Here is a 23,797-nt window from a genome sequence, read left to right as displayed (position 1 = left end):
ACCCATGCCAGCCACTGATCCCGTCATCACCCTCGAACGCTTCAACGAATCCCATATCGAAGGCATTACGGCGCTGTACAACGATCCTGCAATCGCCCGCCAAACCCTGCAAATGCCGTTTCAGACCACCGAACTCTGGCGCAGTCGCCTGGCGCTGGATAACGAACGCCTGGTGAAAGTGGTGGCCCTGCATCAAGGTACGGTCATCGGCAACATTGGCCTGGAGCAGTTCTCGCGCATTCGTCGCAGCCATGCCGGCAGTTTCGGCATGGGCGTTGCGGTGGCGTGGCAGGGCAAGGGCGTGGGCTCCAGGCTGCTCACTGCGGCGCTGGATATCGCCGACAACTGGATGAACCTGCAGCGCGTCGAGCTTTCGGTGTACGCCGACAACGAAGCGGCCATTGCGCTGTATCGCAAGTTCGGTTTCGAATCCGAAGGCCTGTTGCGTGATTACGCCGTACGCGACGGCGTGCTGGTGGACACCTTGAGCATGGCGCGCCTGCGTCGCATGCCCAAGGTCGGCTGAGTCACTCGCCCAGGGCGCTCGCGTACCTGCTGGTTGATCAGGCGGTAATACTCGGCGCTGGACTCCCGGCTCATGCCGCCGATCAGGCCGATGGTGCGCATATCGTGCTCCGTTTGTCAGGTGAAGTGCGCACCTGCAGTGCCCGCGATTACGCGACGGTGCAAACTGTCGTCAGGTATTAGTCGTACGCAGCGTGCGCGCATCTGCCATGCTCGAAGTCCGCAGTACCGCTCCAACCAAAGGAACACCGCAATGGACGACGTACGGCAACTGGGCGAGATGCTTCGCCACTACGCAGAAAGCGAAGCGCACAAGAAACAAGTGTTTGAGGCGCAATCGGCCGAGTGGGCGACGCGCATCGGCGATTTGTTCGATCAGATCCAGCAATGGCTGGAGCCGGTGCTGGCGCCGAATCTGCTGGAGGTGACACGTGAAGCCTATGTTGCGTTCGGGCCGAGCGTGCCGGTCGAGACGTCGACGTTCAAGACCGAGAAACTGTCCATAGCGATTGCCGGAAAACCGGTGGAGTTCGTGCCGGATGTGATGGGCGCCGGTGGGCAGATTTCCCTGGCAGTGATGGGCTTTACCGCTGCGCGCTATGGCAGCGTTTCGCTGGTGTGCCTGCCGCCGTCGAACGCCTGGCAGTGGCGCAAGACCAATGGCTTGAAGGACCCGGATACCTTTGCGTTCGATGCGGATTTTCTGGCGCAGCAGCTACAGGTTTTGATCCCCCGGGATCGTGTCTGACGGGTTCCAATTGTGTAAACAATAAATAACCCATGTGGGAGCGGCGGTGTTGCATCAGAAATCAGTGTTTCCCCAGCCTGGCTTCACCTCTTCGGGCGCCACTGCATTGATGGTCTTCCCGGTAGCCGCCTCCACCCGTCGCGCCACCTCCGGGTCGTCGGCAAACGGGATCAGGCTGGCGTCGTCGAGGCTCTTGGTAGTCTGGTGGCGCAGGCAGTATTCGATGGCGAACCACAGAAACGCCATACCCAGCAGGTTCAGCACGACTTCAGTCATCAGGCTGTCTGCGCCTCACGTTCCACCATCGCCACGTCCGAGACCCGCACCGTGCGCCACACGTTGTAGGCCATCAGCAACATGCCCGTGAGGAAGAGCACGCCGCCGGCGAAGCGCACCACAAACCCCGGATGGCTGGCCTGCAGGGCTTCGACGAACGAGTAGGTCAAGGTGCCGTCGTCGTTGATTGCACGCCACATCAAGCCCTGGGTGATGCCGTTGACCCACATCGAGGCGATGTACAGCACAGTACCGATGGTGGCGAGCCAGAAGTGCAGGTTGATCAGCGGCGTGCTGTGCATCTGCTCACGGCCGAAGATTTTCGGCACCATGTGGTATGTCGCACCGAAGGTGATCATCGCCACCCAGCCGAGGGCGCCGGCGTGTACATGGCCGATGGTCCAGTCGGTGTAGTGGGAGAGGGCGTTGACCGTCTTGATCGCCATCATCGGCCCTTCGAAGGTCGACATGCCGTAGAACGCCAGGGACAGCACCAGAAAACGCAGGATCGGGTCGGTGCGCAATTTATGCCACGCACCCGACAGCGTCATCATGCCGTTGATCATGCCGCCCCAACTCGGCGCCAGCAGGATCAGCGACATGGCCATGCCCAGCGACTGCGCCCAGTCCGGCAGCGCGGTGTAGTGCAAGTGGTGCGGACCGGCCCAGATGTACAGGGTGATCAGCGCCCAGAAATGCACGATCGACAGGCGATAGGAATACACCGGCCGACCGGCCTGTTTCGGCACGAAGTAATACATCATGCCGAGGAAACCGGTGGTCAGGAAAAAGCCCACGGCGTTGTGTCCGTACCACCACTGGACCATGGCGTCGGTAGCCCCGGAGTACACCGGGTAGGACTTGAACCAGCCCACCGGAATCGACAGGTGGTTGACCACGTGCAGCATCGCAATGACCACGATGAACGCACCGAAGAACCAGTTGCCGACATAGATGTGTCTGGTCTTGCGCTGCACCACGGTGGTGAAGAACACGATGGCATAAGCGACCCAGACCACGGTCATCCACACCGCGCCGGAGAACTCGATCTCGGCGTATTCCTTGGTGGTGGTATAGCCCAGCGGCAGGGTGATCAGCATCACCACAATGACCGACTGCCAGCCCCAGAAGGTGAAGGCGGCGAGTTTGTCCGAGAACAGCCGCACCTGACAGGTGCGCTGCACCGCGTAATAACTGGCGGCGAATTGTGCGCTGCCGGCGAATCCGAAAATCACCAGGCTGGTGTGCAACGGGCGCAAACGACCGAAAGTGGTCCACGGCAGATCGAGGTTCATCTGCGGCCACACCAGTTGCGAGGCGATCCACACACCCATCGCCATCCCGACGACGCCCCAGATCACGGTCGCCACGACGAATTGGCGCACGACCTTGTAGTTATAGGCCTGTCCAATAGTTGCTGTGCTCATGCTCAATGCTTCCACGGTTGCAATGCCGTGCACTGTAGAAATCCCGATGGAAACAAAACAGGCTCAGGAAACTTTCATTTATGCGGATCAGATTTGAGAGCCGCCTGCGGCCATCTCTCGCGCTCTGATACGGTTTTTATGCATTCAGGTGAATCTGTAATGATCTGCGCCGCAAGTCCATAGTCATGTCACACAAGAACCGCAAAGCCCCACCGGCCGTAGCAGCTGCCGAGCAACGCGAGGCTGCGTTCGGCGCGGGCCGCGTTCGGACGCAGCCGTCGTGAAATCCGAAGACGCGGAATGTCAGTTGAACCACGGACACAGGGTTTACGACGGCTTCGCCGCCGAACGCCGCCTCGCGCTGCTCGGCAGCTGCTACGGGCGAGGTGAAGTTACGGGGATGCGCGGTCAATCCTGATGAGGTATCTACATGTATCAGTACGATGATTATGACCGGGCTCTGGTGTTCGAACGGGTTGCGCAGTTCCGCGATCAGGTCGAGCGTTTCATGGCCGGCGAACTGAGCGAAGAAGAATTCCTGCCGTTGCGCCTGCAGAACGGCCTGTACATGCAAAAACACGCCTACATGCTGCGCGTCGCCATTCCCTACGGCACGCTGAGTGCCCGGCAGATGCGCACGCTGGCGAGCATCGCCCGGGATTACGATCGCGGATACGGCCACTTCACCACCCGGCAGAACATGCAGTTCAACTGGATCGAACTGGCCCAGGTGCCGGACATCCTCGAACGCCTGGCCCAGGTGGAAATGCATGCGATCCAGACCTCCGGCAACTGCGTGCGCAACATCACCACAGAAGCTTTCGCCGGGGTTGCGGCAGACGAAATGATCGACCCGCGACCGCTGGCGGAGATCCTGCGGCAGTGGTCGACCATCAACCCGGAATTCCTGTTCCTGCCACGCAAGTTCAAGATCGCCATCTGCTCGGCCGAACAGGACCGGGCGGCGATCATGATGCATGACATCGGCCTCTATCTTTACCCCGGCAACGATGGGCAAATGCTGTTGCGGGTGATCGTTGGCGGCGGTCTGGGGCGCACGCCTATCCTCGGTTTGCAGATCCGCGAAGGCCTGCCGTGGCAGCACCTGCTGTCCTACGTCGAGGCGGTGTTGCGGGTGTACAACCGCCATGGCCGACGGGACAACAAATACAAGGCGCGGATCAAGATCCTGGTCAAGGCCCTGGGCATCGAAGCTTTCGCCCAGGAAGTGGAGGAGGAGTGGCAGCACCTCAAGGACGGCCCGGCGCAACTGACCATTGATGAGTTCGACCGCGTGGCCAGCGCCTTCGTCGCGCCACCTTATCGCGAGCTGGCGGACACCAGCCTCGATTACGGCACGCACCTGGCCGACAACCCGGCGTTCGCGCGCTGGGTGCTGCGCAATGTTCAGCCGCATAAAGTGCCGGGCTACGCCAGCGTGGTGTTGTCGACCAAACCGGGCAGCGCTTCGCCACCGGGCGACGTCACGGACAAACAAATGGAGGCGGTGGCCGACTGGGCCGAGCGCTTCGGTTTCGGCGAGATCCGCATTGCCCATGAACAGAACATCGTCCTGCCGGACGTGCCAAAAGCCGAGCTGTTCGCGCTGTGGTGCCTGGCCTGCGAACACAATCTGGGCAGCGCCAACGCCGGTTTGCTCACCGATATCATCGCTTGTCCCGGCGGTGATTTCTGCGCACTGGCCAATGCCAAGTCGATCCCCATCGCCCAGGGCATTCAGGCGCGTTTCGACGACCTCGACTACCTGCACGACCTGGGCGACATCAGCCTCAATATCTCCGGCTGCATGAACGCCTGCGGTCACCACCACATCGGCAACATCGGCATCCTCGGCGTCGATAAGAACGGTAGCGAGTGGTACCAGATCACCCTCGGCGGTGCCCAAGGCAAGAACAGCGCGCTGGGCAAGGTCATCGGCCCGTCGTTCAGCGCAGTCGAAGTGCCGCAGGTGATCGAGCAGGTCATCGAGACTTTCGTGCGTTATCGCGAGAGTGAGGAGCTGTTTGTCGACACCGTACAGCGCATCGGTCTGGAGCCGTTCAAGGAAGCGGTCTATCCGAAAGTGTTGGAGGTGTCGGCGTGAACAATCTGTTGCGGCTAGAGGAGGGTGTGGCGCGGATTGTGGCGGATGATCCATGGACACTGGTGCGGGCCCCGGAGCAACCAGTGCCAGACGGTGCCGTGATCCTGCCGCTCGCCAGATGGCTGGAAAACCCTCGGCAACAGGGTGTGTGGCTGGGGCCGGACGATGAAGTGGAAAGTCTCAAGCCGTGGTTTGCCCAACTGCCGCTGATCGCCCTGGACTTCCCGAGCTTTCGTGACGGTCGCGGCTACAGCCAGGCTTATCTGCTGCGCACCCGATTGGGTTGGGCCGGCGAATTGCGCGCTATCGGCGACGTCCTGCGCGATCAACTGAGCCACATGCGCCAATGCGGTTTCGACAGCTTCGCCGTGCGCGAAGACAAATCCGCCGAGGATGCGTTGAAAGGTCTGGCGGGGATGAGTGTGCTGTACGGGCGTTCGGTGATCGAGCCGCGGCCGTTGTTCAGACGTCGTTGAAGTTTTTGCCCATTGTACGTTGTAGCAGCTGCCGAGCAGCGCGAGGCTGCGTTCGGCTGCGTAGCAGTCGTGAAATCAAACGACGCGGTATTCAGGAACACCGCATTCGCAGGGTTTACGACTGCTTCGCAGCCGAACGCAGCCTCGCGCTGCTCGGCAGCTGCTACAAGAGGTTCTACTTCAATGCCGGATCCCCCATATTGATTTTCTTCCAGCCTTGCAGCAGCACCTGGGCCTTCTGTTCCTGTCCGTTGTCGAGGTAGTACTGGATCAACGACAGCCGCACATTGCGGTTGGCCGGCTGAACTTTCAACAACCTTTCCAGCTCCTCGCACGCGGCATCCACTTTGCCACTGTCATGCAGGGCTACTGCCAGCACGTAGCCGTACTGCGGGCTCTGCGGCTCCAGTTGCGCGGCTTTGCGCAGGAACGGCATGGCCTGGTCGGCTTTGCCCGCGCGTACCAGCGACAGGCCTTGAGTATGTTGCAGCAGGGCGGCGTCCGGGTGTTCCTTGAGACTTTGCACCATGAGCGCCTGGGCTTCCTGAGTGCGGCCGTTGGCTTCCAGCCATTGCACCAGCGTTACCAGTGCCGGGTAGAAGTCCGGATCGCGTTGGAGCGCAATTCGCAGCAGGCCTTCGACATCACCACCACGACCACTGGCCTGATACAACATCGCCAGATTGAGATTGGCTTCGCCGCGTTCGGCCAGGCTTTTCTGCACCGTTTCGTACTCGGCTATGGCGGCATTCCAGCTGTCCTGGGCGCCGCCCAGACCGTTGCGCGCCACGCTGAGCAAGTCCCGGGCTGCGGCAATGCGCACGGCTTTCACCGGGTCACTGAGCAACGGCGTCAATAGCTGTGCACGCTCTGCTGGCGGCAGGAAAGCGCTGATCGCCCGGATGGCGCTTTCACGTACTTGCGGGGCCGGATTGCCCAGATCCCTGGTCGCCAGTTTCAACGCCTGTTCGCTGGGGTACATCGGCAATTCGGTCAGCAGGGTCGCCCGTTGAATCGCTGGCAGATTGCTGCGTTGCAACTGCTCGTACAAGGCTTGCGCCGCGCCGGGCTGGCCGTTGCGAATCAGCCACAGGCTTTCGTCGTAGCGCGGGGCTTGCGGGGTACTGGCGGTATTCCACAACTTGAATTGTCCGGTGATTTTGTCGCCGTCCTTGCCCAGGTGGCAGGTCAGGCAAGCGTCCGGCGTGCCGAGTTTTTTCGCTCGCTCGGGATTGGGAATGCTGAAGCTGTGGTCATGCCGGAAGTCGTTGCCCATGTAGAACTTGCCGGGCATGTGGCAATCCACGCACTGCGAACCCGGTTGGCCCATGGTGTGGCGGGTGTGTTCGATGGAGTCATAGTTTTTCGCTTGCAGGCCTTTGCTGTCGACGCCTTCCACGGTGGTTTTGCCGGCGGTGTTGTGGCATTGCAGACACAGACCGTTGCCCGGCGCCCTTAGCTGGGTGCTGTGAGGGTTGTGGCAGTTGCTGCAACGCACGCCCTTGTCGAACATTTTGCTCTGGGCAAAGGAGCCGTGTTCGAACACTTCGTCCTTGATCTTGCCGTCCAGCGCATACAGTTCGCGGGTCAGGACACTCGGTAGATAGTCATCCATCAGGCGCTTGCCAACCGTGTTACCGTCGCCCAGCGGTGCGCGGCGCGAGTGGCAGCGGGCGCAGGTTTCGATTTCCACTGTGGCGTTTTTGTCCTTGAGGTCGACGGCAAATCCGGCATGGATCAGGTCGGTTTTCTTCGCGGTCCACTCCAGGTGACTGGACGCCGGGCCATGGCAGGCCTGACAGCCGACACCGAGGCTGTTCCAGTGGCTGTCGAAGGTGTTTTTTGCCGCGTCGAAATTGCGCTTGTACCCGGTGGTATGGCATTCGACGCACATGAAGTTGGCGTTCTGGCTGGGTTTGCTCCAGTGCAGCGGGTTCTTGAAGGTCACGCCCTGGCCCGGATAAAGGTGAAACCAGCGCTGCTTCTCGGTATCCCAAGCCACGCCGAGGGCCTGTAGCCGACCATCGCCGACCTCGATCAAGTATTGCTGCAACGGGGCAATGCCAAAGGTGTAAGCGACCTTGAAATCGGCATTCTTGCCATCGATACCCGGTGTGTTGACCCAGAATTCGTCGCCTTTGCGCGAGAACACCGTGGCCTCTTTTTCGGCCCTGAAAGTGACCTTATTGAAGTCGCCTTGCACCGTTTCGACGTTGGCCTCCTGCATCGCCAATTGGTGATGGGAGCCTTGCCAGTCCTTGACCTGCTCGCCGTGGCAGCCCTGGCATTGTTGCTCATCGACCATTTTCGCCGGCGCGATAGCGACCGGTTGCACGGCGGGTGTGCTGACGGGAGCAAGCTTGAGTGGCGTCGGGGTGCTGCTTAGCAAAAACCAGCCGATGCCCGCCACGGCCAGGAGCAGGATGCCGATGGTGACAGGGAACAGATAACGCTTGATCAGGGGTGGTTGCGAATCAGGGTTTGGGGCTGCAACTTTATTTTTATGTTTTGGCATCACGACTTCCATGGTCCAGGTGCGTTTACCGTCAGGCGCGCGTTGAAGCTCGATGCAGCTTTGCCGGATAGTCGGCGTGTGTCAAAGATATTGTATTGAGGCTGATGGCCCCTTCGCGGGCAAGCCCGCTCCCACAGGGGAACGCATCCCATGTGGGAGCGGGCTTGCCCGCGATGGCGGCCGCCAGGACTCCGCATCACTCCCCGACAAACCACCGGTAATACGGATTCCCCGCATCCCCGCGCATTACCTCGCGAATATCCCTGACCCAGGCCTCACGGTCACCGTCGTACGCATGCAGGCTCGCCCGATAGAACTGCATGAGGCGTTGCTGTTGAGTATTCATGCGCTCGATGAACCCGGCGTCGGCGTTCAGCAGTGCTGGCGGCTGGTGCAAGTCGAGCAGGGCAGGCAACACGCGACTGATTTCCCCGGAGCGTACCCACGGCGCGTATTCGATCTTCGGCTGATCGTCAGTCACCGGTTGCGCATCGCCAGCGAAGCGTTCAAGCCCAGCGCGGTCAGTCACCCAGGTGGCGAGCAACGCCGCGGCCGAACCGATGCCGACATCCTGCAAGGTGCTGCGAATGCTGTCCTGCTGGAAGCGCGCATTGATCTTCGCCGCATCCAGTTCAATCGGCTCCATCGAGCCTACCAGCAGCATCTCGTGGAACTCGCTGGTCCACAGGGTCGCGTAAGGGAACACGTCGAGGAAGCTGCGCACCAGTGAGCGCGAGTCATCGATGTTCTGCGTCGGCAGCGGCAGCCATTGGGCGACCAGGCCTTGTTTCTGCAAACGGCTGGCGGCCAGTTGATAGAAGTCCCGGGAATACAGATTGACCACGCCGGCAGCGGAGGGCGGTGGCGGTTCGAGGGTGATCAGGTCGTAGCGCTGCGGGTTGCTCAACAGTTCCTGGCGCCCATCGCGCAGACGGACATCGACCCCCGGATTGGCCGCTGCATTGAAATTGCCCTTGAACAACGGCGCCGCCCTGACCACCGAGGGCAGCAGTTCGGCGACCACGCGATGTTCCAGGCCGGGGAAGCGGGTCAGGGCGCCGGCGGTAATGCCGGTGCCGAATCCGATCACCAGCGCCGAACGCGGCTCACCGTTGTGGATCAGCAAGGGCAGCAACGCCTGAATCCGCATGTAACGCAGGGATGGCATGGCGTCGCCGGTGTTGGACACGCCCTGAATGTACAAACGCTGGAACGCTCTTTCGCCCCTGCCTTGGGAAACCACGGCGACGGTCCCGCCACGGCCTTCTTCATAGAACGTCAAAGTGCCATTGCGCGCACCCGGCAGCAGGCTGGCGAGTTTGTTGACCTGCGTAAACACCGCGAGCGCCAGCGACACCAGGCCGATGGCAATGACCGCCTGACGCCGGCCTTTCTTTACCCCATGGCCCTTGCGCACAGCGAAGCAGGCGATACCGGCGGCGATAATCGCCAACAGACCCAGGGTCCGCACCAGTCCCAGCATCGGGATCAGGGCAAAGCCGCAGAGCATCACGCCGATAATCCCGCCAAGGGTATTGAATGCGACGACTTCACCGACATGGCGTCCTATCCGTTCACCGCCGACGCTCAAGCGCAGGGCCAACGGAAAAGCCGCGCCCAGCAGCAGGGTCGGCACAAACACGATGCTCAGGGCGGCCACCGCAAACCGCGTGCTCATGCCCGCCAGTTCGCTGCCGCCCAATGACAATACCCAGGATTCGGCCAGGGTCTGGGCGAACACCAGCCAGCGCCCCAGCAAGGCGATTTCCAGCAAGGCGACCAGCCCGGCCCCGGCGATCAACAAGCCGAACACACCCCAGGGATCGCGCAGGCGATCGACCCGACGGGCCAGCAGCATGCTGCCCAGAAACAGCCCGGTGAGGTAAGTCGCCAGCACCACGGCAAAGGCGTAGGTACGGGTGCTCATGAATTGCACGATCGATTGCGACCACACGACCTCGTAGCCCAGGGCCACGCCACCGGCAATGGCGTACAGCCACAAGGCCAGGCGATCGGTTTTTTTGTCGGTGTGATGTTTCACCGGGGCAAGGCCTGGCGCCACGCGCTGACGCTGGAACCACAAGGCCCCCGCGGCGGCCAGCAGGTTCAACATCGCGGCGGCCAGCGCGCTGCCGCGCACGCCGAGGGTGGCAATCAGCACAAACCCAGCGAGCAGGGTGCCGGCGATGGCCCCGGCGGTGTTCGCCGCATAAAGCTGCCCGCCGGCCTTGCCCAGGTGTTGCGGGTCAGAGGCCAGGGAGCGAACCAGCACCGGCAGCGTGCCGCCCATCAACAGTGCGGGTATGCCCACCAGCACAAACGGCAACACCCAGGCCAGCAGGCCGATGTGTTCTTCCAGCCAGGCAAACGGGCTGGCCGCCAGGCTCATGGCGAAAGTCGCGCCAACACCCAGCACCGCCACCAGCACTTCCAGCCCGGCGTACAGCACAACCGGTTGCTGCATCCGGTCCGCCCAGCGGCCGAACAGCAAACCGCCCAAGGCCAATCCGGCAAAGAACGCGCTGATTCCGGTGGTGATGGCATAGACCTCGACGCCTACCACCAACGACAGCTGCTTGATCCACAGCACCTGGTACACCAGCGCCGCGGCACCGGAGACAAACAGCAGCAGGGCGGGAATCAACACCGCCGGGGCAGCGACATGGGGCGCAGGTATGGCCGACGACTTGCTGGCGACACGTGAGGTCATTGCGGATTGCCTTTCCAATTCAAGAAAACTGCGACTGTGCGGGCCTCATCGCGGGCAATACGGCCCCACACTGGGTCTTCGGTACGACAAAATCCCTGTGGGAGCGGGCTTGCCCGCGATTGGGGCCAATACGGTCCCAAGTCGGAAACAGTACCGCTCGCCAATGAAGGCAAGCGGCGGTCTGACGGTCTTACTGTGCAGCTTTCATTTTTTCAGCAATTTTGGCGTCTACCGCAGCACGGATCTGGTCGATGCTGAAGCTGGCCGGTTTCTGGCTTGGTGGATATTCGATGAAGGTTTCAAGGAACGCCGCCGACTTGCCAACGGCTACAGCCGCCAGGTAAACGTTCTTGGTGGCCCAATCGTAGTACTGATCGGAAACCACGTCGGCACGTTCATACGGGTCCATTCGCAGGTTGAAGATTTTCGGTACGCGCAAGCATACGAATGGTTCGCTCCAGACCTTGAAACCACCGGGTGCGCGTTGCTCGCAGAACACGGCTTTCCAGTTGTCGAAGCGCATCGATACCAGCACGCCGTCGTCGTTGAAGTAGTAGAACTCCTTGCGTTCACTCTTGGGTTGTTGGCCGGTCAGGTAAGGCAATTGGTTGTAGCCATCCAGGTGCACCTTGAAGTTGGTCCCGCCAGAGGTCGGTGCCCAGCCTTTGAGCAGCTTGCTTTTCACCTCGGCATCACCCGCCGCCGCGAGCAGGGTCGGGAACCAGTCCATGCCCGAGAACATCTCGTTGGACACTTCACCCGGCTTGATCTTGCCTGGCCAGCGGATCATCGCCGGAACCCGGTAGGCACCTTCCCAGTTGGAGTTCTTCTCGTTACGGAAAGGCGTGGTCGCTGCATCCGGCCAGGAGAACTGGTTCGGGCCGTTGTCGGTGGTGTAGACGACGATGGTGTTGTCGGTGATTTTCAGGTCGTCGAGGGTTTTCAGCAGTTTGCCGACGTCGCCGTCATGCTCGAGCATGCCGTCCGCGTAATCGTTGCCGGGCATGCCGCTCTGGCCCTTCATCGAATCGCGTACGTGAGTGAACAAGTGCATGCGCGTGGTATTCATCCAGACGAAGAACGGTTTGTCCGCCTTGGCCTGTTTCTCGATGAACGCTTGCGCTGCGGCGGTGGTCTCGTCGTCGATGGTTTCCATGCGCTTGGCGGTCAAGGCACCAGTGTCTTCGATCTTGCCGTCAGCGAAGCTGTGGATCACACCGCGCGGGGTGTTGGCTTTGACGAATGCGGCATCGTCTTTCGGCCAGTAAGGGCGCTCAGGCTCTTCTTCGGCGTTGAGGTGATACAGGTTGCCGAAAAACTCGTCGAAACCGTGATTGGTCGGCAGGTATTCATCCTTGTCACCCAAGTGGTTTTTGCCGAATTGGCCGGTGGCGTAACCCTGGGACTTGAGGGCCTGGGCGATGGTGATATCACGCTTTTGCAGGCCCACCGGCGCGCCCGGGATGCCGACTTTCGACAAACCGGTACGCAGTGGCGTCTGCCCAGTGATGAAGGACGACCGTCCGGCAGTGCAGCTGTTCTCCGCGTAGTAGTCGGTGAACATCATGCCTTCCTTGGCGATGCGGTCGATGTTCGGAGTCTTGTAGCCGACCACGCCCATGGAGTAGGCGCTGATGTTGGTCTGGCCGATATCGTCGCCGAAGATCACGAGAATGTTGGGCTTTTCAGCGGCCCCGGCAGTTGCCGAGATCGCCATGACCGACGCTGCCACAAAGGCGAGTTTCGGTATCCACTTACGTATGCGAGTCATCTGACTGGCTCCTTATGCTCACTGGTGTCGCGTGCTGCGACAAACGTTTTTGCGGTCCTGCATTACGTCTTTTTATTGCACTTGCTCAGGTGTGGCGGCATCGAATGGATAGATCCGACGCCATTCGGACGCCATGTCAACGACGGTCCAGCCTCGGGAGTTTGCTTCGTCCAGGGCCTTGTCCAGACGGCCGATCTGCGACTGCCGATCGTAAGCCCATTCACGTTTGGCGTCGGTGTGATGCACCAACCCCATGAAACGTTTACCGGGACCGGCGGCGGTCCACTGGAGCATCTGCAGGTCGCCATCGGAGTTGCCGAACGCGAGGATCGGCCGGCGCCCGATTACCGCGTCAATGCTTTCCGGTTTGCCCGGGCCGTCGTCGTTGTGCGCCAGTTTCGGTGTGCGCAGGATCGACGCCTCGCCATCCTTGTACTGAAAGGCCGTGACGAAGGTGGTGCCGATGACCTGTTCTGGTGGAATGCCGTAGACCTTTTCGGCGAAGGCGCGCATGAACCCGGTATCGCCGCCGGAAACAATGTAGGTTTTGAAGTCCTGGCTGCGCAGGTAGTCGAGCATTTCCAGCATGGGCTGGAAGATCATCTCGGTGTAAGGCTTGCCGGTTTTCGGATGCCGGGCCTGGCTCAGCCAGGTCTTGGCGTAGTCGTCGAAGGCTGCGGTGGTCATGCCCGTGTGGGTCGCCGCGAAAATCTTCAGGAGGCCCTCCATGCCAGCGGCGGCCAGGGCCTTGTGATCGTTTTCCAGTACCGCCTGGAACGGTTGAGTGGTTTTCCACTCCGGGTGCTGCGGCGCGGTGCGTTTGACTTCGTCGAGGGCGAACAGCAGCTCGAAGTACATCGGCTGCTCGCTCCACAAGGTGCCGTCGTTGTCGAACACGGCAATGCGGTCCTCGGGTTTTACGAAGTCCTTGCTGCCTTGATCGGTCACGGCCTGGACGAACTCGATGATGTTCTTTTTTGACGGGCCGTCATTCCACGATGGTAGTGGCTCGGCTGCCTGAACCAGCAGCGGCAGGCTCAAGACCAAGGTCAGTAAAAATCTAAACCCGTGGTGATGGCGCAGCGACATCGGGTTTGTCATGGGAAATCCTTCTCATGAACGGGGTTGAGTGGATGCAGTGCAGATGCGACAGATTCCCTGTTGAGCTCGGCCTGACTATGCAGCGTAGACAAGGATTCCCTGATTTGGCGCAGCGCCTGGTCTTTGGCCGGTTCACGGCCATAACAGGCGCGCAGGAACGTTTGCAGGCGCGGGCCGAGTTGCGTCAGTTTCAGACCTTGGCGAGTGCGCCGGGTCCACAGGTACAGGGCGCTGAGTTGCGCCGGTTTGCCCTCGATTTGTGCCGGGATCTGCCGCCAGGCGTAGTCGGCGGACTCGAGCCAGGCGGCATGTCGGGTGCGGCGTCGGGCTTGCCACTTGAGGTACACGCGGTGTACGAGCGGGCGACTGAACCAGCCGAGTGCCACCACCGCCAACACCAGTGCCAATAGTCCGAACCAGTGCCCGGAAAGATGCAGACGGTTTTGCTGGCCGAGTTTTTTCAGGTCTTCGGTGATTGAAAACACCGGCTTGTAGGCGCTGTTGGTGGCAGCGTCGAAGGTCACGGCAGGTACCGTGGCCGCGCGGGTTTTCTGGCTGCTGGCATCCCACCATTTCAGTTCGACGGATGGCAGGCTGTAGTGGCCTTCGGTGTCGATTCGATAGGTCACGGTGTCGATGCGCTGACCGCCATTGAAGTTGCCCCGACCGTCGTCCAGATTGCGGATTTGCGGCGCTTGCGGGTAGAGGCTCAGCCCCTTGATCTCGTCCGGCGTCGGTGTCGGCAATGACATGGCCAGGGCACCGTCGGCCTGCAACGTCAGTTCTCGGGTGATGCTGTCACCGACTTTCAGCGGGGTCGCCGAACTGAAGGTCTTTTGCGTGAACCGCAGTCCTTGGGCCACCAGCACCGGTTCTCCAGGTTCGAACCCCGGCGGTTGCGTCGCGCTGAAGTGCAATGGCTGGCTCTGGGCACTCAGCGCGCTGGTCGCCTGACCCGGAGTGGCGCGGACTGTCAGTGCCGGAATGTCGAAATCCTGGGCCAGATTCGGCGTGATCAGGTAGCTGTAGCGCATGCCGCTGAAGGCTTTGCCGTTGATTGTCTGGTTCAGGTGTTCGGCGTGGCCGTCCGGTGGCATCACCAGTGCACCGGGCAGTTTCAGGTCGGGCAGGGTGGGGACGCTGGTGAACCAGGAATCGGTGAAGACATCGAGTTGCAGTTCGACCAGGCTGCCGACCATGACGGGGTTGGCGGGTTGCAGGGTGGCGCTGACCCGCAGTTCGGGTTCATTGCCCCACGCTCCGAGGCTGATCAGGCATAGAAGCAAGGTGCCAATTGCTGCGGTGATTGATCGGACGCCTTCGCGGGCAAGCCCGCTCCCACAGTTGATTGAAGTGATCCCCACAATTTGTGTACGACACATAGTCCCTGTGGGAGCGGGCTTGCCCGCGATGGCGGCGACCCGGTCTTGAAGATAGGTCATGGCTTGGCCCCCGCCTGATCCTGCAAGCTGAATTTCTGCTTGAGGAATTTCGCCGGCGATGTGGTGAGGTTCTGCAACCATTGCTCATCCGAGGCCGCTTGCTGGGTCTCTACCTTTTTGCTTTGGCCTTTACCCGGCGCCTTGTCCATCTTGATCTCGTCGGGTTTGACCTGCGGGGTGTTTTTCCCGGCGCTTTCGGTGTCCTTCTGCAAGGCAATGGCCAGCGCCAGATTGGCCGTGGCTTGCGGAAACTGCGGTTGCAACTTCAGCGCCTGGTTATAGGCCGCGATGGCCTGATCGAACTTGAAGCGCCGCACGTAGATGTTGCCCAGATAGAAATAGGCCTGCGGTGTGTCGAGGCGCGCGAAACTGGCCAGTGCCAGGTCGAAATCCGCCGCGTGGTAGGCGGCAACGCCTTTCCAGTACGGATCGACAAACAAGGCCGCCGCCTGAGGGAAGTGCTGATGCTCGAAGGCCCAGCGACCTTGCTGGTCGCGGGTAAAAAAAGCGTCGGTCAGCGCATTGGCCCGCGCCGGCACCGGTTGCAAGCCCAAGCCTGCCGTCAGCAACAACCCAGCCATCCAGTTCAAGCTCCAGCCCTTGCGTACGCTGAAAAAGGCGATCAACAGCAGCGGCCAGCACAGCCAGTAACCTGCGTCTTTCCAGTGCAGTTCACGCTGTTCGTCACTGGCAGACTGGAAGTGCTGCCGGGCGTGCAGTTCGACCCAGTCCAGGTCGTCATCATTGAGGGTCAGGCTGCCCAGCGGGGCATCCATCGTTGCTGCAAGCTGCTTGAGGGCGTCCTGATCGAAACTGCCGAGTTGCGGGCGACCGTTGCTGTCGGTGCGCGGCCGGCCAGCGGCATCGCGAATGATCCCGCCATCGGTGCTGCCAGCCGCCAGAATCAGCACTTGCAGCGCACTGCCAGTCAGCTGTTTATCCAGCCCGGCCAGTGCCGAAGTGTCGGCGCCATCGGTGATCAGCAGCAGGGTGCCGGGGGTTTTCTCGGTGGCGAGCAGGCGCTTGGCCTGATCGATGACCGCGCCGACATTTTTCCCCGGCTTGCTGATCAGGTCGGTGCTCAGGGCCTGAATGAACGTATCGAGCAGCGCCGCATCGTCGGTGGCGGGCAATACCAGATGCTCGCTGCCGGCATAGGCAATCAAGGCGCTGCGCGACCCGGCGCGGCGCTGGATCAAGTCGTGGAGCTTGTGCCTGGTCGCTTCCAGGCGACTCGGTGGAACATCGCTGGCGTCCATGGACGGCGACAGGTCGACGGCGATGATCAGCGGCGCACGGTTCTCCAGAAAATCTGGCCGATCCCGCTCCCAGGTCGGCCCGGCGGCGGCAATGGCGCCGAGTACCAGCAGCGCACACACCAGGTGCACCGGACGCAGGCGTTGCCGGTCTTGCGGGGTGATCAGCAGATGCGGCAGCAGGTGCGCGGCGATGTTGCTGCGCAAGCGCCGTTGCAGATCCCGGTTGCGCCGCCACAGCAACGGCAGCAGCCCACCGAAGATCGCGAGCAAAAGCCACAGGGGGCGCAGGAAATGGAAGTCGCTGAGGTTGATGTCCATCTCAGGCCTCCTGCCGCTGACGCGCGAGCATCAGGCGGGGAAGCAGCAGGGCGCCCAAGTGATAAGTCGCGAGCAGGGCAACGGCAGCGCCCAGCGGCCACCAGAACAGATCGCGTTTGGGCTGATGGCTGAGGGTTTTCACTTGATGCGGGGTGAGTTTGTCGAGGGTGCTGTAGACCTGATCTAGGGCATTGCGGTCTTCGGCGCGGAAGAAGTGTCCGCCAGTGACTTCGGCAATGTCTTGCAAGCCTTGCAGGTTGACCTTGGCTTCGCCTTCGGCATTCGGGTCGCCAATGCCGATGGTATGAATCACCACGCCTTTGGCGGCGGCCATGGATGCTGCGTGGTCCGGGGTGATGGCGCTGCTGGTGTCGTTGCCGTCAGTGAGCAGAATAAGCACCTTTTCCCGCTCGTGGGCCTGATCCAGCAGTTTCAGGCTCAGCCCGATGGCATCGCCGATGGCCGTGTTGGGGCCGGCCATGCCGACGCCTGTGTCGTCCAGCAGCAGTGACAGGCTGGCGTGATCCAGGGTCAACGGCGCCTGCGGATAAGCACCAGTGCCGAACACGATCAGTCCGATTCGATCGTCTTTACGTTTGTCGATGAACCCGTGCACCACTGCCTTGACCGCTGCCAGGCGATTGATGTTTTGGCCGTTGGCGTCGGTGAAGTCGGTGGTTTCCATCGACTGAGAAATGTCGATGGCCAGCATCAGGTCACGCACCGGCTGCTGGCGTTCGATGGGTTTTTCCACGAGTACCGGCCGACTCGCCGCCACCAGCAACAGCGTCCAGACCAGCAGGTTCAGGAGCAATTGCCAGCGGTTGCTGCGGGTGCCAGCCCGGCTCGGGGCCTGGCCGACGGCGCGGCTCATGGCTCCGAAAAACGGCACGCGCACCGCACTGCGCGCTTCGCGGTAGTCGGGCAAGTAGCGATAACCGAACCACGGCAACGGCAACAGGATCAGCAGCCAAGGGTAATCAAGCTGCCACATGATGACGCTCCACCCAGGTTTTGCAGGTGCTGAATAGATGCTGGCGCTGTTCATTGGGCATGGCCCGCAATACGGCGTCAGGCGCGTAGGCCAGCAGCGCCAGTTGTTGGCTGAAGTCGGTGGGCAACGGCTGTATACAGTGCCGCTGCAAAAACGCCTGCCAGTCCTCTTTCCCCAACGCCGCAGGGGTTCCCTGTGGGAGCGAGCTTGCTCGCGATGAGGCCATTACATTCAAAGTTGATGTTGGCTGACCCGATGCCATCGCGAGCAAGCTCGCTCCCACAGGTTTTGTGTTTTGTCGGGAGGGCATTGAAAGGGCCACGCGCTTGAGCAGCTCCGGAAGTTCGCGCAATGCATTCAGGTCATTACTGCGCTGCTGCAATTCCGCCAGTCGTGCCAGCGCCTCGCGCCGATAGCGATCACGCAGCCATTGCCGGTATTGCCGCACGCCTGTCACCAGCAGCGCGACGATCAGCAGCGCCAGCAACGCCCACCAACCCCACGTCTGCGGCGCAAAACTGACCGGCGTTGGCAGTGTCATTTCCTTGAGTTGGTCGATGCTCGGGACGGTGGGGTTCATCGGCGCCCCCCGGCGAGCTTGCCCAGTTCGGCGCGCAGTTGTTCCCGGGCCTCTGTGGCGGTGCTGAACATCATCAACGGCACCCGGCTGCGGCGCAGCAATGTAGCGACGTCCTTGAGCCGGCCGCTGAGAAAATCACCAAGTGGCTGATGCACCTGATGTCGTTCCACCGCCAGTTCCACCTGCAACTGTCCTTGGGTGATCAGCAAGCGACCGTTTTTCGGCAGGTTCAGCGCCAATGGGTCATAGACCTGCATGGCAATCACATCGTTATGTGCCGTCAGTTGCCGCATCAGTTGCAAGGTGCGTTCGCCGGCCCCGGCGAAGTCGCTGATGATACAGATCAGGTGATCGTGACCGGCCACGGCCAGGCAATGCTGCAAGACCTTGTCGAGCTGGTATTCACCTTCGGCGTCCGGGTTGGCGGCATTGAGTGCCTGGTTCTGTTGGGCGATGCGGCTGCACAACGCTTCGATCCGTTTGCGACTGCGCAGCGGGGCGATGCTGTCGATGCGCCGGTCGTTGAACACCAGTCCACCGACGCGGTCGCCGGCGTTGAACACCATCCACGCCGCCAGGGCACCGAGTTCGGCTGCGACGGTGGATTTGAAGCTGCGTTGCGAACCGAAGAACATCGACATGCGCTGGTCCACCAGGATCAGCGCCGGACGGTCACGCTCTTCGGTGAAGGTGCGCACCACCGGTTTGCCGGTGCGCAGTGATGCCCGCCAATCGAGGTGGCGCAGATCGTCCCCCGGCTGATAGCGGCGCAATTCATCAAAGTTCAAGCCACGGCCGCGCAAGCGCGAAGCATGGTTGCCGGCGAGGATGCTGCCCTGGGGCTGGCGCGCGACAAAACTCAGATCACGGGCCTTGAACTCCAGGGCCATCAACTGCGCCAGAGAGACATAGACCAATCCATCGGTGTTCACGCCACAATCGCCACTTTGTCGAGTAGACGGTCGAGTACCTGATCGGCAGTCACGCCGTCGGCCACCGCGTCGTAACTCAGTTGCAGGCGATGACGCAGCACCGGGTGCGCCACGGCGCGCACGTTGTCCGGCGAAACGAAATCCTGGCCCTGCAACCACGCGTCGGCCCGGGCACAGCGGTCCAGGCCGATACCACCGCGGGGGCTGGCGCCGATGCTGATCCAGCGTCCAAGGTCGGCGTCGTAGTCGGCCGGATGGCGCGTGGCGTTGATCAGGTCGATGAGGTAACGGTCGATGGCCGGGGACACATGCACGGCACTGACTTCCTGGCGCGCCGCGAAAATTACCTCCTGTGCGAGAGCAAAACCCTGCACGGCGGCTGTTTTGGCGCCGAGTGCCTGTTCTTCCTCACGCAACAGCCGTAGTACCTGGCTTTCGTTTTCCGTGCTCGGGTAATCGAGTAGCACCTTCATCAGGAAACGGTCCATCTGCGCTTCCGGCAGCGGATACGTGCCTTCCTGTTCGATCGGATTCTGGGTCGCCACCACGATGAACAGCTCCGGCAGGGCATGGCTGTTGCCGGCCACGGTGATCTGGCGTTCTTCCATGGCTTCGAGCAGCGCGGCCTGGACCTTGGCCGGGGCACGGTTGATTTCGTCGGCCAGGATCAGGTTGCCGAACAACGGCCCCGGCTGAAAGCGGATCTCGTGTTTACCCTCGACCTGATGCAGCACCTCGGCCCCGGTAATGTCCGACGGCAGCAAGTCCGGGGTGAACTGGATGCGGCTCATTTTCGCATCCAGGTGTTTGGCCAATGCTTTCACCGTGCGGGTCTTGGCCAGGCCGGGCAAGCTTTCGAGCAGCAGATGCCCGTTGGCCAGCAAACCGACCAGCACTTGCCGGATCACCTGATCCTGGCCGAGCACGGCTTCGGCGATGCTGGCTTGCAGAGCGTTGAGGTCGTTGAGTGTGCTCATGCGATCTCCTAGAAAAACGCCAGGGTCAGGTTGACGCTCAAACCATTGCCCTCAGGCCGGTTCTTGGTGTCGAACTCCGGCACCCAACGGGCACTGATGTTGGCCTGGGCGTCGGCGAACTTGCCGCTCCAGCCCACCACCGGGCCGGCACCCACGGAACGACCACGGAAGCCGCTGCTGGCGCCGGAACCCGAGTCATCGGTGACCTGCTGGATGTATCCGGCTGCGATACCGGCGTTCCATCCGTTGCCAAAGCCGTGGGTCCACAGTGCATCGAGGGTGTAGATGTTGCCGTTGCGATAGTCGGTGGAGTCGTTCTCGGTGTAGAACTCCAGGCCACTCGACAGCGTGAATTCACCGCCCTTGCCGTCCAGATGGGTGAACGCGACGGTGGGCATGAAGGTGTAATTGTTCTGTCCGGGGTTGGCCAGGCGATCGTCGTTGTAGGCACCGGTCGGCACGTAGATCGGCAGCGAGAACGAGATGTGGTTGAATTCGTCGAAGTGGTAGCCGGCGGCAATCGGTGTCACCAGCATGTCGGCAAACTGGGTGCCGCTGTCCGAGGTGCCCAGGGTTCTGCCGCGAGGGCCGGTGATGTTCGCAGTGATGTCGGTGTACTGCACCGGCACACCGATGGCCGAGGCGTAATTCCAGCGACCCTTGCCGGTGTCCCAGACATGGGTGAAGTTGGCCATGGTGTAGGACACTTTCATATCCAGCCCGGTACTCAGGGCACCCACGATCGGCACCTGGGCGTTGCCCTTGAGGTCACCGTCGTACCAGATGCTGGTCAGGGACATGACCCAACCCGGCCCCGGGGGCACGATCCCGGCGTTGGAAAACACTTGTTGCCCGGTGATGGGGCGGCCGACGCCACCCTCGGCCGCCAGTACCAATGGACTGCTGCTGACCATGCACAGCGCCAACAAGGGGCGCACTACGAAAGGCCTGATCATGAATGACTCCGTTTATTGTTGTGAGGTCGCCGGAGTCAGCAGCGGCAGTTTCCACTGGCCGTTGGTGACTTCCGGTCTTGGCAGATACAGGCGCAGAACGCCGTAAAACGGACCATTCGGTGCCGGCAGCCAGTTGCTTTGCAACTCTTTGGCCGGTGCCTTGTGCTGCACGTAAAGGGTCAAGCCGCCATCGGCATCGAGCTTGAGGTCGGGCAACATCCGCGAATTGATCAAGGTGCCGGTGCTGTAGCCGTTATGCGGATCAGGACGGGTGCTGATGACGGGGAGGGTGGCGCGCAGTAGTTGCGGGACGCCGATAAAGTCATTCGGAGCCATCGGCAGCGCACCACGCAACAAGACATCGTTGGTGTGAACGTTGGAGTCGAACAGCTTGGGTGTGTAGTAATCCTGAAAGTTGACGCCAGACGCCAGGTTCAGCGGGTTGTTACTTTTGTTGGCCGTCTCGGCGTTATCCCCGTGAGCACAAAAAACAGGCGCAAGCGAAGTCGCCCGGACAAAGGCGTGCTTCCCCAATTTCTTAGACATCATTCCCCCGGATCCCTGGTGGCTGATTGGGCATACGGCCGTTATGTTTGGCCGTAACCGCGTAATCCCTTTCAGATCAAGCCTGTAGGACTCGTCAGATGACGTTAGCAGCTAACCACGGGTTATCCAGTAGAACGGATTAATTCGTTGGTTTTTTGTGCAGGTTCCGGTTATTTTCGATTGCTAAAAAGTTAATGCAGATGAAGGGCTTGCCCGGTCAAGTTGAGTGGCTGTCTAGTCAATGTGGGAGCGGGCTTGCTCGCGAAAGCGGAGTACCGGTCGACATCGTTGCTGGATCAGACGGCCTCTTCGCGAGCAAGCCCGCTCCCACAGGAAACTGAGGAAAGGGTTGAGTCAGTCAGTTTTTCTTCGCCTGCTCCCAAACCCGCTCTTCCTGCTCGCGCAGTTCCGGCGTGAACTCGGCTCCAAAGTCTTCAGCCTCAAACACCTGGCGAATCTCGATCTCGGCCTCGGTGCCCGGCATCGGGTTGGGGCAGCGCTTGACCCATTCGATGGCTTCTTCCCTGGACTTCACTTTCCACAACCAGAAACCGGCAATCAGTTCCTTGGTTTCGATGAAGGGACCGTCGATCACCGAGCGTTTGTCTCCTGAAAACTTTACACGAGCGCCTTTGCTGCTCGGGTGCAGGCCTTCGCCCGCGAGCATTATGCCGGCCTTGACCAGTTCTTCGTTGTAGTTGCCCATGGCCGTCAGCAGCTCCTGGCTGGGCATGACGCCGGCTTCGGATTCCTGGCTGGCTTTGATGATGATCATGAATCGCATGGTGATGTCTCCGTTGTAATTGAATGATTCGCTTAATGGTCGAATGGCTGCGGCGCAAATCGACAGCACGCTGAACAAAATTGTCGTAGGTGACAACATGGCAGATTTATTTTCGACTTCCATTTCACTACACGGTATTTCTGGCCTATCCGTTTACTGACCAAAGGAATGTGTCCCCGATGCCAACCTTGCAGATCACCACGCTCATTCCCGGTCGCATACCCGAAGACGTCCTCGAATTTTGCCTGGAGGGCATCAACTTCCCGAAGATTTTCCCTGAGCGCATCACCCCACTGGGTCATGTCGACCTGAGTCTTTTGCGGATTGAAGCCGGGCGGCAATTTCGCTTTCGCCACTGGATGTTCAATGTGATTCCAATGAACTGGACGGTGCTGATCCGTGAAGTCGGCGAAACGCATTTCATCGACGAAATGCTCAAGGGGCCGATGCGTGCCTTTCGTCACGAACATCGGGTAGCAGCGGGCGAGGGCGGTACGCTATATACCGACCGGGTCACCTACTCGGCGTTGGGGGGGGCTCCCCTGGAGTGGTTGCTGGTCAATGGCTACATGCGGCGGATTTTCGAGGCGCGACATCGCAATATGCTGGAGTTACTCAAATAACACCGCTCCCACAGGGTTTTGTAGTGAGTGAGAAAGCGCGTGTATCCAGTTTTGTGCGCTGATACATGACAATTTATGTTTGGCCATAGGTCGTCGGACAATTTCGTGGTTAACTTCGGCCTGGTCAAAATTATCCAAACCAACGTCAGAAGGACTCCGTTCATGGCTCAAGTCACTCTCAAAGGCAACCCGGTTCAAGTCAACGGCCAACTGCCACAAGCCGGTTCCAAGGCGCCAGCCTTTTCCCTGGTTGCCGGCAATCTGTCCGACGTCACCCTGAAAGACTTTGCCGGCAAGCGCAAAGTACTGAACATTTTCCCAAGCGTTGACACCCCGACCTGCGCCACCTCCGTGCGCAAATTCAACGCCCAGGCCAGCGACGTGGCCAACACTGTCGTGCTGTGCATCTCCGCCGACCTGCCATTCGCCCAGGCCCGTTTCTGCGGCGCCGAAGGCCTGGAAAACGTACAGAACCTGTCGACCCTGCGCGGTGCCGAGTTCATCCAGAACTACGGCGTTGCCATCGCCGACGGCCCGCTCAAGGGCCTGACCGCTCGTGCCGTCGTGGTTCTGGACGAAAACGACAATGTGTTGCACAGCGAACTGGTTGGCGAAATCGCTGACGAGCCGAACTATGAAGCGGCACTTGCTGTTCTGAAATAAGCGTAGCTTTACAATGTTTAACGGCCTGGCCCTGTCCAGGCCGTTTTCATTTGTGCTTCAGTGTCTTACA

General features: G+C 60.8%; 20 protein-coding genes and 3 pseudogenes. 6 read left to right on the top strand and 17 right to left on the bottom strand.

Going from position 1 to position 23,797, the window contains the following annotated elements:
* Positions 1 to 4: 4 nt before the first annotated feature.
* Complete coding sequence (locus PMI34_RS15920; protein WP_008049487.1) at positions 5 to 526, top strand: GNAT family N-acetyltransferase; 522 nt, start codon at positions 5 to 7, stop codon at positions 524 to 526.
* Here the strand turns inward: PMI34_RS15920 and PMI34_RS28765 are convergent.
* Positions 508 to 627: pseudogene (locus PMI34_RS28765) on the bottom strand (aspartate/glutamate racemase); the annotation flags it as partial. The gene PMI34_RS15920 and the pseudogene PMI34_RS28765 overlap by 19 nt on opposite strands.
* 151 nt (positions 628 to 778) lie before the next feature.
* On the opposite strand from PMI34_RS28765, the gene PMI34_RS15925 reads away from it, so the two are divergent.
* Positions 779 to 1,273 carry a hypothetical protein gene (locus tag PMI34_RS15925; protein WP_007987037.1) on the top strand — a complete coding sequence of 165 codons (495 nt, stop codon included), beginning with the start codon at positions 779 to 781 and terminating at the stop codon, positions 1,271 to 1,273.
* A 54-nt stretch (positions 1,274 to 1,327) separates the two neighbouring features.
* On the opposite strand, the gene PMI34_RS15930 is transcribed toward PMI34_RS15925, so the two are convergent.
* Together PMI34_RS15930 and ccoN are read right to left on the bottom strand one after the other, a co-directional pair.
* Positions 1,328 to 1,549 carry a hypothetical protein gene (locus PMI34_RS15930; RefSeq protein WP_007982365.1) on the bottom strand — a complete coding sequence of 74 codons (222 nt, stop codon included), beginning with the start codon at positions 1,547 to 1,549 and terminating at the stop codon, positions 1,328 to 1,330.
* Positions 1,549 to 2,976, bottom strand: a complete 1,428-nt coding sequence (gene ccoN / locus PMI34_RS15935; protein ID WP_008049485.1) for a cytochrome-c oxidase, cbb3-type subunit I — start codon at positions 2,974 to 2,976, stop codon at positions 1,549 to 1,551. Before ccoN ends, PMI34_RS15930 begins: the two co-directional genes overlap by 1 nt.
* 430 nt (positions 2,977 to 3,406) lie before the next feature.
* Here ccoN and PMI34_RS15940 point away from each other — a divergent pair, with 430 nt between their 5' ends.
* Positions 3,407 to 5,080, top strand: a complete 1,674-nt coding sequence (locus PMI34_RS15940) for a nitrite/sulfite reductase (protein WP_008049484.1) — start codon at positions 3,407 to 3,409, stop codon at positions 5,078 to 5,080.
* Entirely contained in the window at positions 5,077 to 5,556 is a 480-nt protein-coding gene (locus PMI34_RS15945) for a DUF934 domain-containing protein (RefSeq protein WP_008049483.1), read from the top strand. The genes PMI34_RS15940 and PMI34_RS15945 overlap by 4 nt, the downstream gene beginning before the upstream one ends.
* Positions 5,557 to 5,731: 175 nt before the next feature.
* On the opposite strand, the gene PMI34_RS15950 is transcribed toward PMI34_RS15945, so the two are convergent.
* From PMI34_RS15950 to PMI34_RS16010, 14 genes and pseudogenes are all read right to left on the bottom strand, one after another.
* Positions 5,732 to 8,071 (bottom strand): tetratricopeptide repeat protein, encoded by a 2,340-nt coding sequence (locus PMI34_RS15950; protein WP_008049482.1) that lies wholly within the window; start codon positions 8,069 to 8,071, stop codon positions 5,732 to 5,734.
* 196 nt (positions 8,072 to 8,267) lie between these two features.
* Complete coding sequence (locus PMI34_RS15955; protein WP_008049481.1) at positions 8,268 to 10,781, bottom strand: fused MFS/spermidine synthase; 2,514 nt, start codon at positions 10,779 to 10,781, stop codon at positions 8,268 to 8,270.
* Between the two features lie 190 nt (positions 10,782 to 10,971).
* Positions 10,972 to 12,552 (bottom strand): arylsulfatase, encoded by a 1,581-nt coding sequence (locus PMI34_RS15960; RefSeq protein WP_008049479.1) that lies wholly within the window; start codon positions 12,550 to 12,552, stop codon positions 10,972 to 10,974.
* 72 nt (positions 12,553 to 12,624) lie between these two features.
* A complete protein-coding gene (locus tag PMI34_RS15965) occupies positions 12,625 to 13,653 on the bottom strand; it encodes an HAD family hydrolase (RefSeq protein ID WP_008049478.1) in 1,029 nt (342 codons plus the stop codon).
* Positions 13,650 to 15,095 carry a BatD family protein gene (locus PMI34_RS15970; RefSeq protein WP_008049477.1) on the bottom strand — a complete coding sequence of 482 codons (1,446 nt, stop codon included), beginning with the start codon at positions 15,093 to 15,095 and terminating at the stop codon, positions 13,650 to 13,652. The genes PMI34_RS15965 and PMI34_RS15970 overlap by 4 nt, the downstream gene beginning before the upstream one ends.
* Positions 15,092 to 16,672 carry a VWA domain-containing protein gene (locus PMI34_RS15975; RefSeq protein WP_008049476.1) on the bottom strand — a complete coding sequence of 527 codons (1,581 nt, stop codon included), beginning with the start codon at positions 16,670 to 16,672 and terminating at the stop codon, positions 15,092 to 15,094. The genes PMI34_RS15970 and PMI34_RS15975 overlap by 4 nt, the downstream gene beginning before the upstream one ends.
* Position 16,673: 1 nt before the next feature.
* A complete protein-coding gene (locus tag PMI34_RS15980; protein ID WP_008049475.1) occupies positions 16,674 to 17,666 on the bottom strand; it encodes a vWA domain-containing protein in 993 nt (330 codons plus the stop codon).
* On the bottom strand, positions 17,653 to 18,246 hold the full coding sequence (locus tag PMI34_RS15985; RefSeq protein ID WP_008049474.1) for a DUF4381 domain-containing protein: 594 nt from the start codon (positions 18,244 to 18,246) through the stop codon (positions 17,653 to 17,655). The genes PMI34_RS15980 and PMI34_RS15985 overlap by 14 nt, the downstream gene beginning before the upstream one ends.
* Complete coding sequence (locus PMI34_RS15990) at positions 18,243 to 19,178, bottom strand: DUF58 domain-containing protein (protein WP_008049473.1); 936 nt, start codon at positions 19,176 to 19,178, stop codon at positions 18,243 to 18,245. Before PMI34_RS15990 ends, PMI34_RS15985 begins: the two co-directional genes overlap by 4 nt.
* Positions 19,175 to 20,155 (bottom strand): AAA family ATPase, encoded by a 981-nt coding sequence (locus tag PMI34_RS15995; protein ID WP_008049472.1) that lies wholly within the window; start codon positions 20,153 to 20,155, stop codon positions 19,175 to 19,177. Before PMI34_RS15995 ends, PMI34_RS15990 begins: the two co-directional genes overlap by 4 nt.
* A gap of 8 nt (positions 20,156 to 20,163) precedes the next feature.
* On the bottom strand, positions 20,164 to 21,111 hold the full coding sequence (locus PMI34_RS16000) for a SphA family protein (RefSeq protein WP_008049471.1): 948 nt from the start codon (positions 21,109 to 21,111) through the stop codon (positions 20,164 to 20,166).
* Between the two features lie 12 nt (positions 21,112 to 21,123).
* Positions 21,124 to 21,345: pseudogene (locus tag PMI34_RS29290) on the bottom strand (DUF1214 domain-containing protein); the annotation flags it as partial.
* Positions 21,346 to 21,348: 3 nt separating this feature from the next.
* Positions 21,349 to 21,657: pseudogene (locus PMI34_RS29285) on the bottom strand (DUF1214 domain-containing protein); the annotation flags it as partial.
* A gap of 358 nt (positions 21,658 to 22,015) precedes the next feature.
* Complete coding sequence (locus PMI34_RS16010) at positions 22,016 to 22,441, bottom strand: YciI family protein (RefSeq protein WP_007991867.1); 426 nt, start codon at positions 22,439 to 22,441, stop codon at positions 22,016 to 22,018.
* A gap of 179 nt (positions 22,442 to 22,620) precedes the next feature.
* On the opposite strand from PMI34_RS16010, the gene PMI34_RS16015 reads away from it, so the two are divergent.
* Together PMI34_RS16015 and tpx are read left to right on the top strand one after the other, a co-directional pair.
* Positions 22,621 to 23,064: an SRPBCC family protein gene (locus PMI34_RS16015; RefSeq protein WP_008049469.1), complete on the top strand. Its 444-nt coding sequence runs from the start codon at positions 22,621 to 22,623 to the stop codon at positions 23,062 to 23,064.
* A 162-nt stretch (positions 23,065 to 23,226) separates the two neighbouring features.
* A complete protein-coding gene (tpx, locus tag PMI34_RS16020; RefSeq protein WP_007974363.1) occupies positions 23,227 to 23,727 on the top strand; it encodes a thiol peroxidase in 501 nt (166 codons plus the stop codon).
* The last annotated feature ends 70 nt before the right edge of the window (positions 23,728 to 23,797 follow it).

Source organism: Pseudomonas sp. GM74 (genome assembly GCF_000282455.1).
Taxonomy (GTDB): domain Bacteria; phylum Pseudomonadota; class Gammaproteobacteria; order Pseudomonadales; family Pseudomonadaceae; genus Aquipseudomonas.
Note: the sequence above shows the minus strand (reverse complement) of the source record. Positions and strands in the feature narration are given on the sequence as shown.

Bases quoted from the DNA above. Each gene is read 5' to 3' on its own strand.
- PMI34_RS15930 (WP_007982365.1), bottom strand. From the start codon at position 1,549: ATGACTGAAGTCGTGCTGAACCTGCTGGGTATGGCGTTTCTGTGGTTC.
- PMI34_RS16000 (WP_008049471.1), bottom strand. From the start codon at position 21,111: ATGATCAGGCCTTTCGTAGTGCGCCCCTTGTTGGCGCTGTGCATGGTC.
- PMI34_RS15970 (WP_008049477.1), bottom strand. From the start codon at position 15,095: ATGACCTATCTTCAAGACCGGGTCGCCGCCATCGCGGGCAAGCCCGCT.
- ccoN (WP_008049485.1), bottom strand. From the start codon at position 2,976: ATGAGCACAGCAACTATTGGACAGGCCTATAACTACAAGGTCGTGCGC.
- PMI34_RS15955 (WP_008049481.1), bottom strand. From the start codon at position 10,781: ATGACCTCACGTGTCGCCAGCAAGTCGTCGGCCATACCTGCGCCCCAT.
- PMI34_RS15920 (WP_008049487.1), top strand. From the start codon at position 5: ATGCCAGCCACTGATCCCGTCATCACCCTCGAACGCTTCAACGAATCC.
- PMI34_RS15995 (WP_008049472.1), bottom strand. From the start codon at position 20,155: ATGAGCACACTCAACGACCTCAACGCTCTGCAAGCCAGCATCGCCGAA.
- PMI34_RS15950 (WP_008049482.1), bottom strand. From the start codon at position 8,071: ATGCCAAAACATAAAAATAAAGTTGCAGCCCCAAACCCTGATTCGCAA.
- PMI34_RS15980 (WP_008049475.1), bottom strand. From the start codon at position 17,666: ATGTGGCAGCTTGATTACCCTTGGCTGCTGATCCTGTTGCCGTTGCCG.
- PMI34_RS16010 (WP_007991867.1), bottom strand. From the start codon at position 22,441: ATGCGATTCATGATCATCATCAAAGCCAGCCAGGAATCCGAAGCCGGC.
- PMI34_RS15925 (WP_007987037.1), top strand. From the start codon at position 779: ATGGACGACGTACGGCAACTGGGCGAGATGCTTCGCCACTACGCAGAA.
- PMI34_RS15975 (WP_008049476.1), bottom strand. From the start codon at position 16,672: ATGGACATCAACCTCAGCGACTTCCATTTCCTGCGCCCCCTGTGGCTT.
- PMI34_RS15985 (WP_008049474.1), bottom strand. From the start codon at position 18,246: ATGAACCCCACCGTCCCGAGCATCGACCAACTCAAGGAAATGACACTG.
- PMI34_RS15960 (WP_008049479.1), bottom strand. From the start codon at position 12,552: ATGACTCGCATACGTAAGTGGATACCGAAACTCGCCTTTGTGGCAGCG.
- PMI34_RS15965 (WP_008049478.1), bottom strand. From the start codon at position 13,653: ATGACAAACCCGATGTCGCTGCGCCATCACCACGGGTTTAGATTTTTA.
- PMI34_RS15940 (WP_008049484.1), top strand. From the start codon at position 3,407: ATGTATCAGTACGATGATTATGACCGGGCTCTGGTGTTCGAACGGGTT.
- tpx (WP_007974363.1), top strand. From the start codon at position 23,227: ATGGCTCAAGTCACTCTCAAAGGCAACCCGGTTCAAGTCAACGGCCAA.
- PMI34_RS16015 (WP_008049469.1), top strand. From the start codon at position 22,621: ATGCCAACCTTGCAGATCACCACGCTCATTCCCGGTCGCATACCCGAA.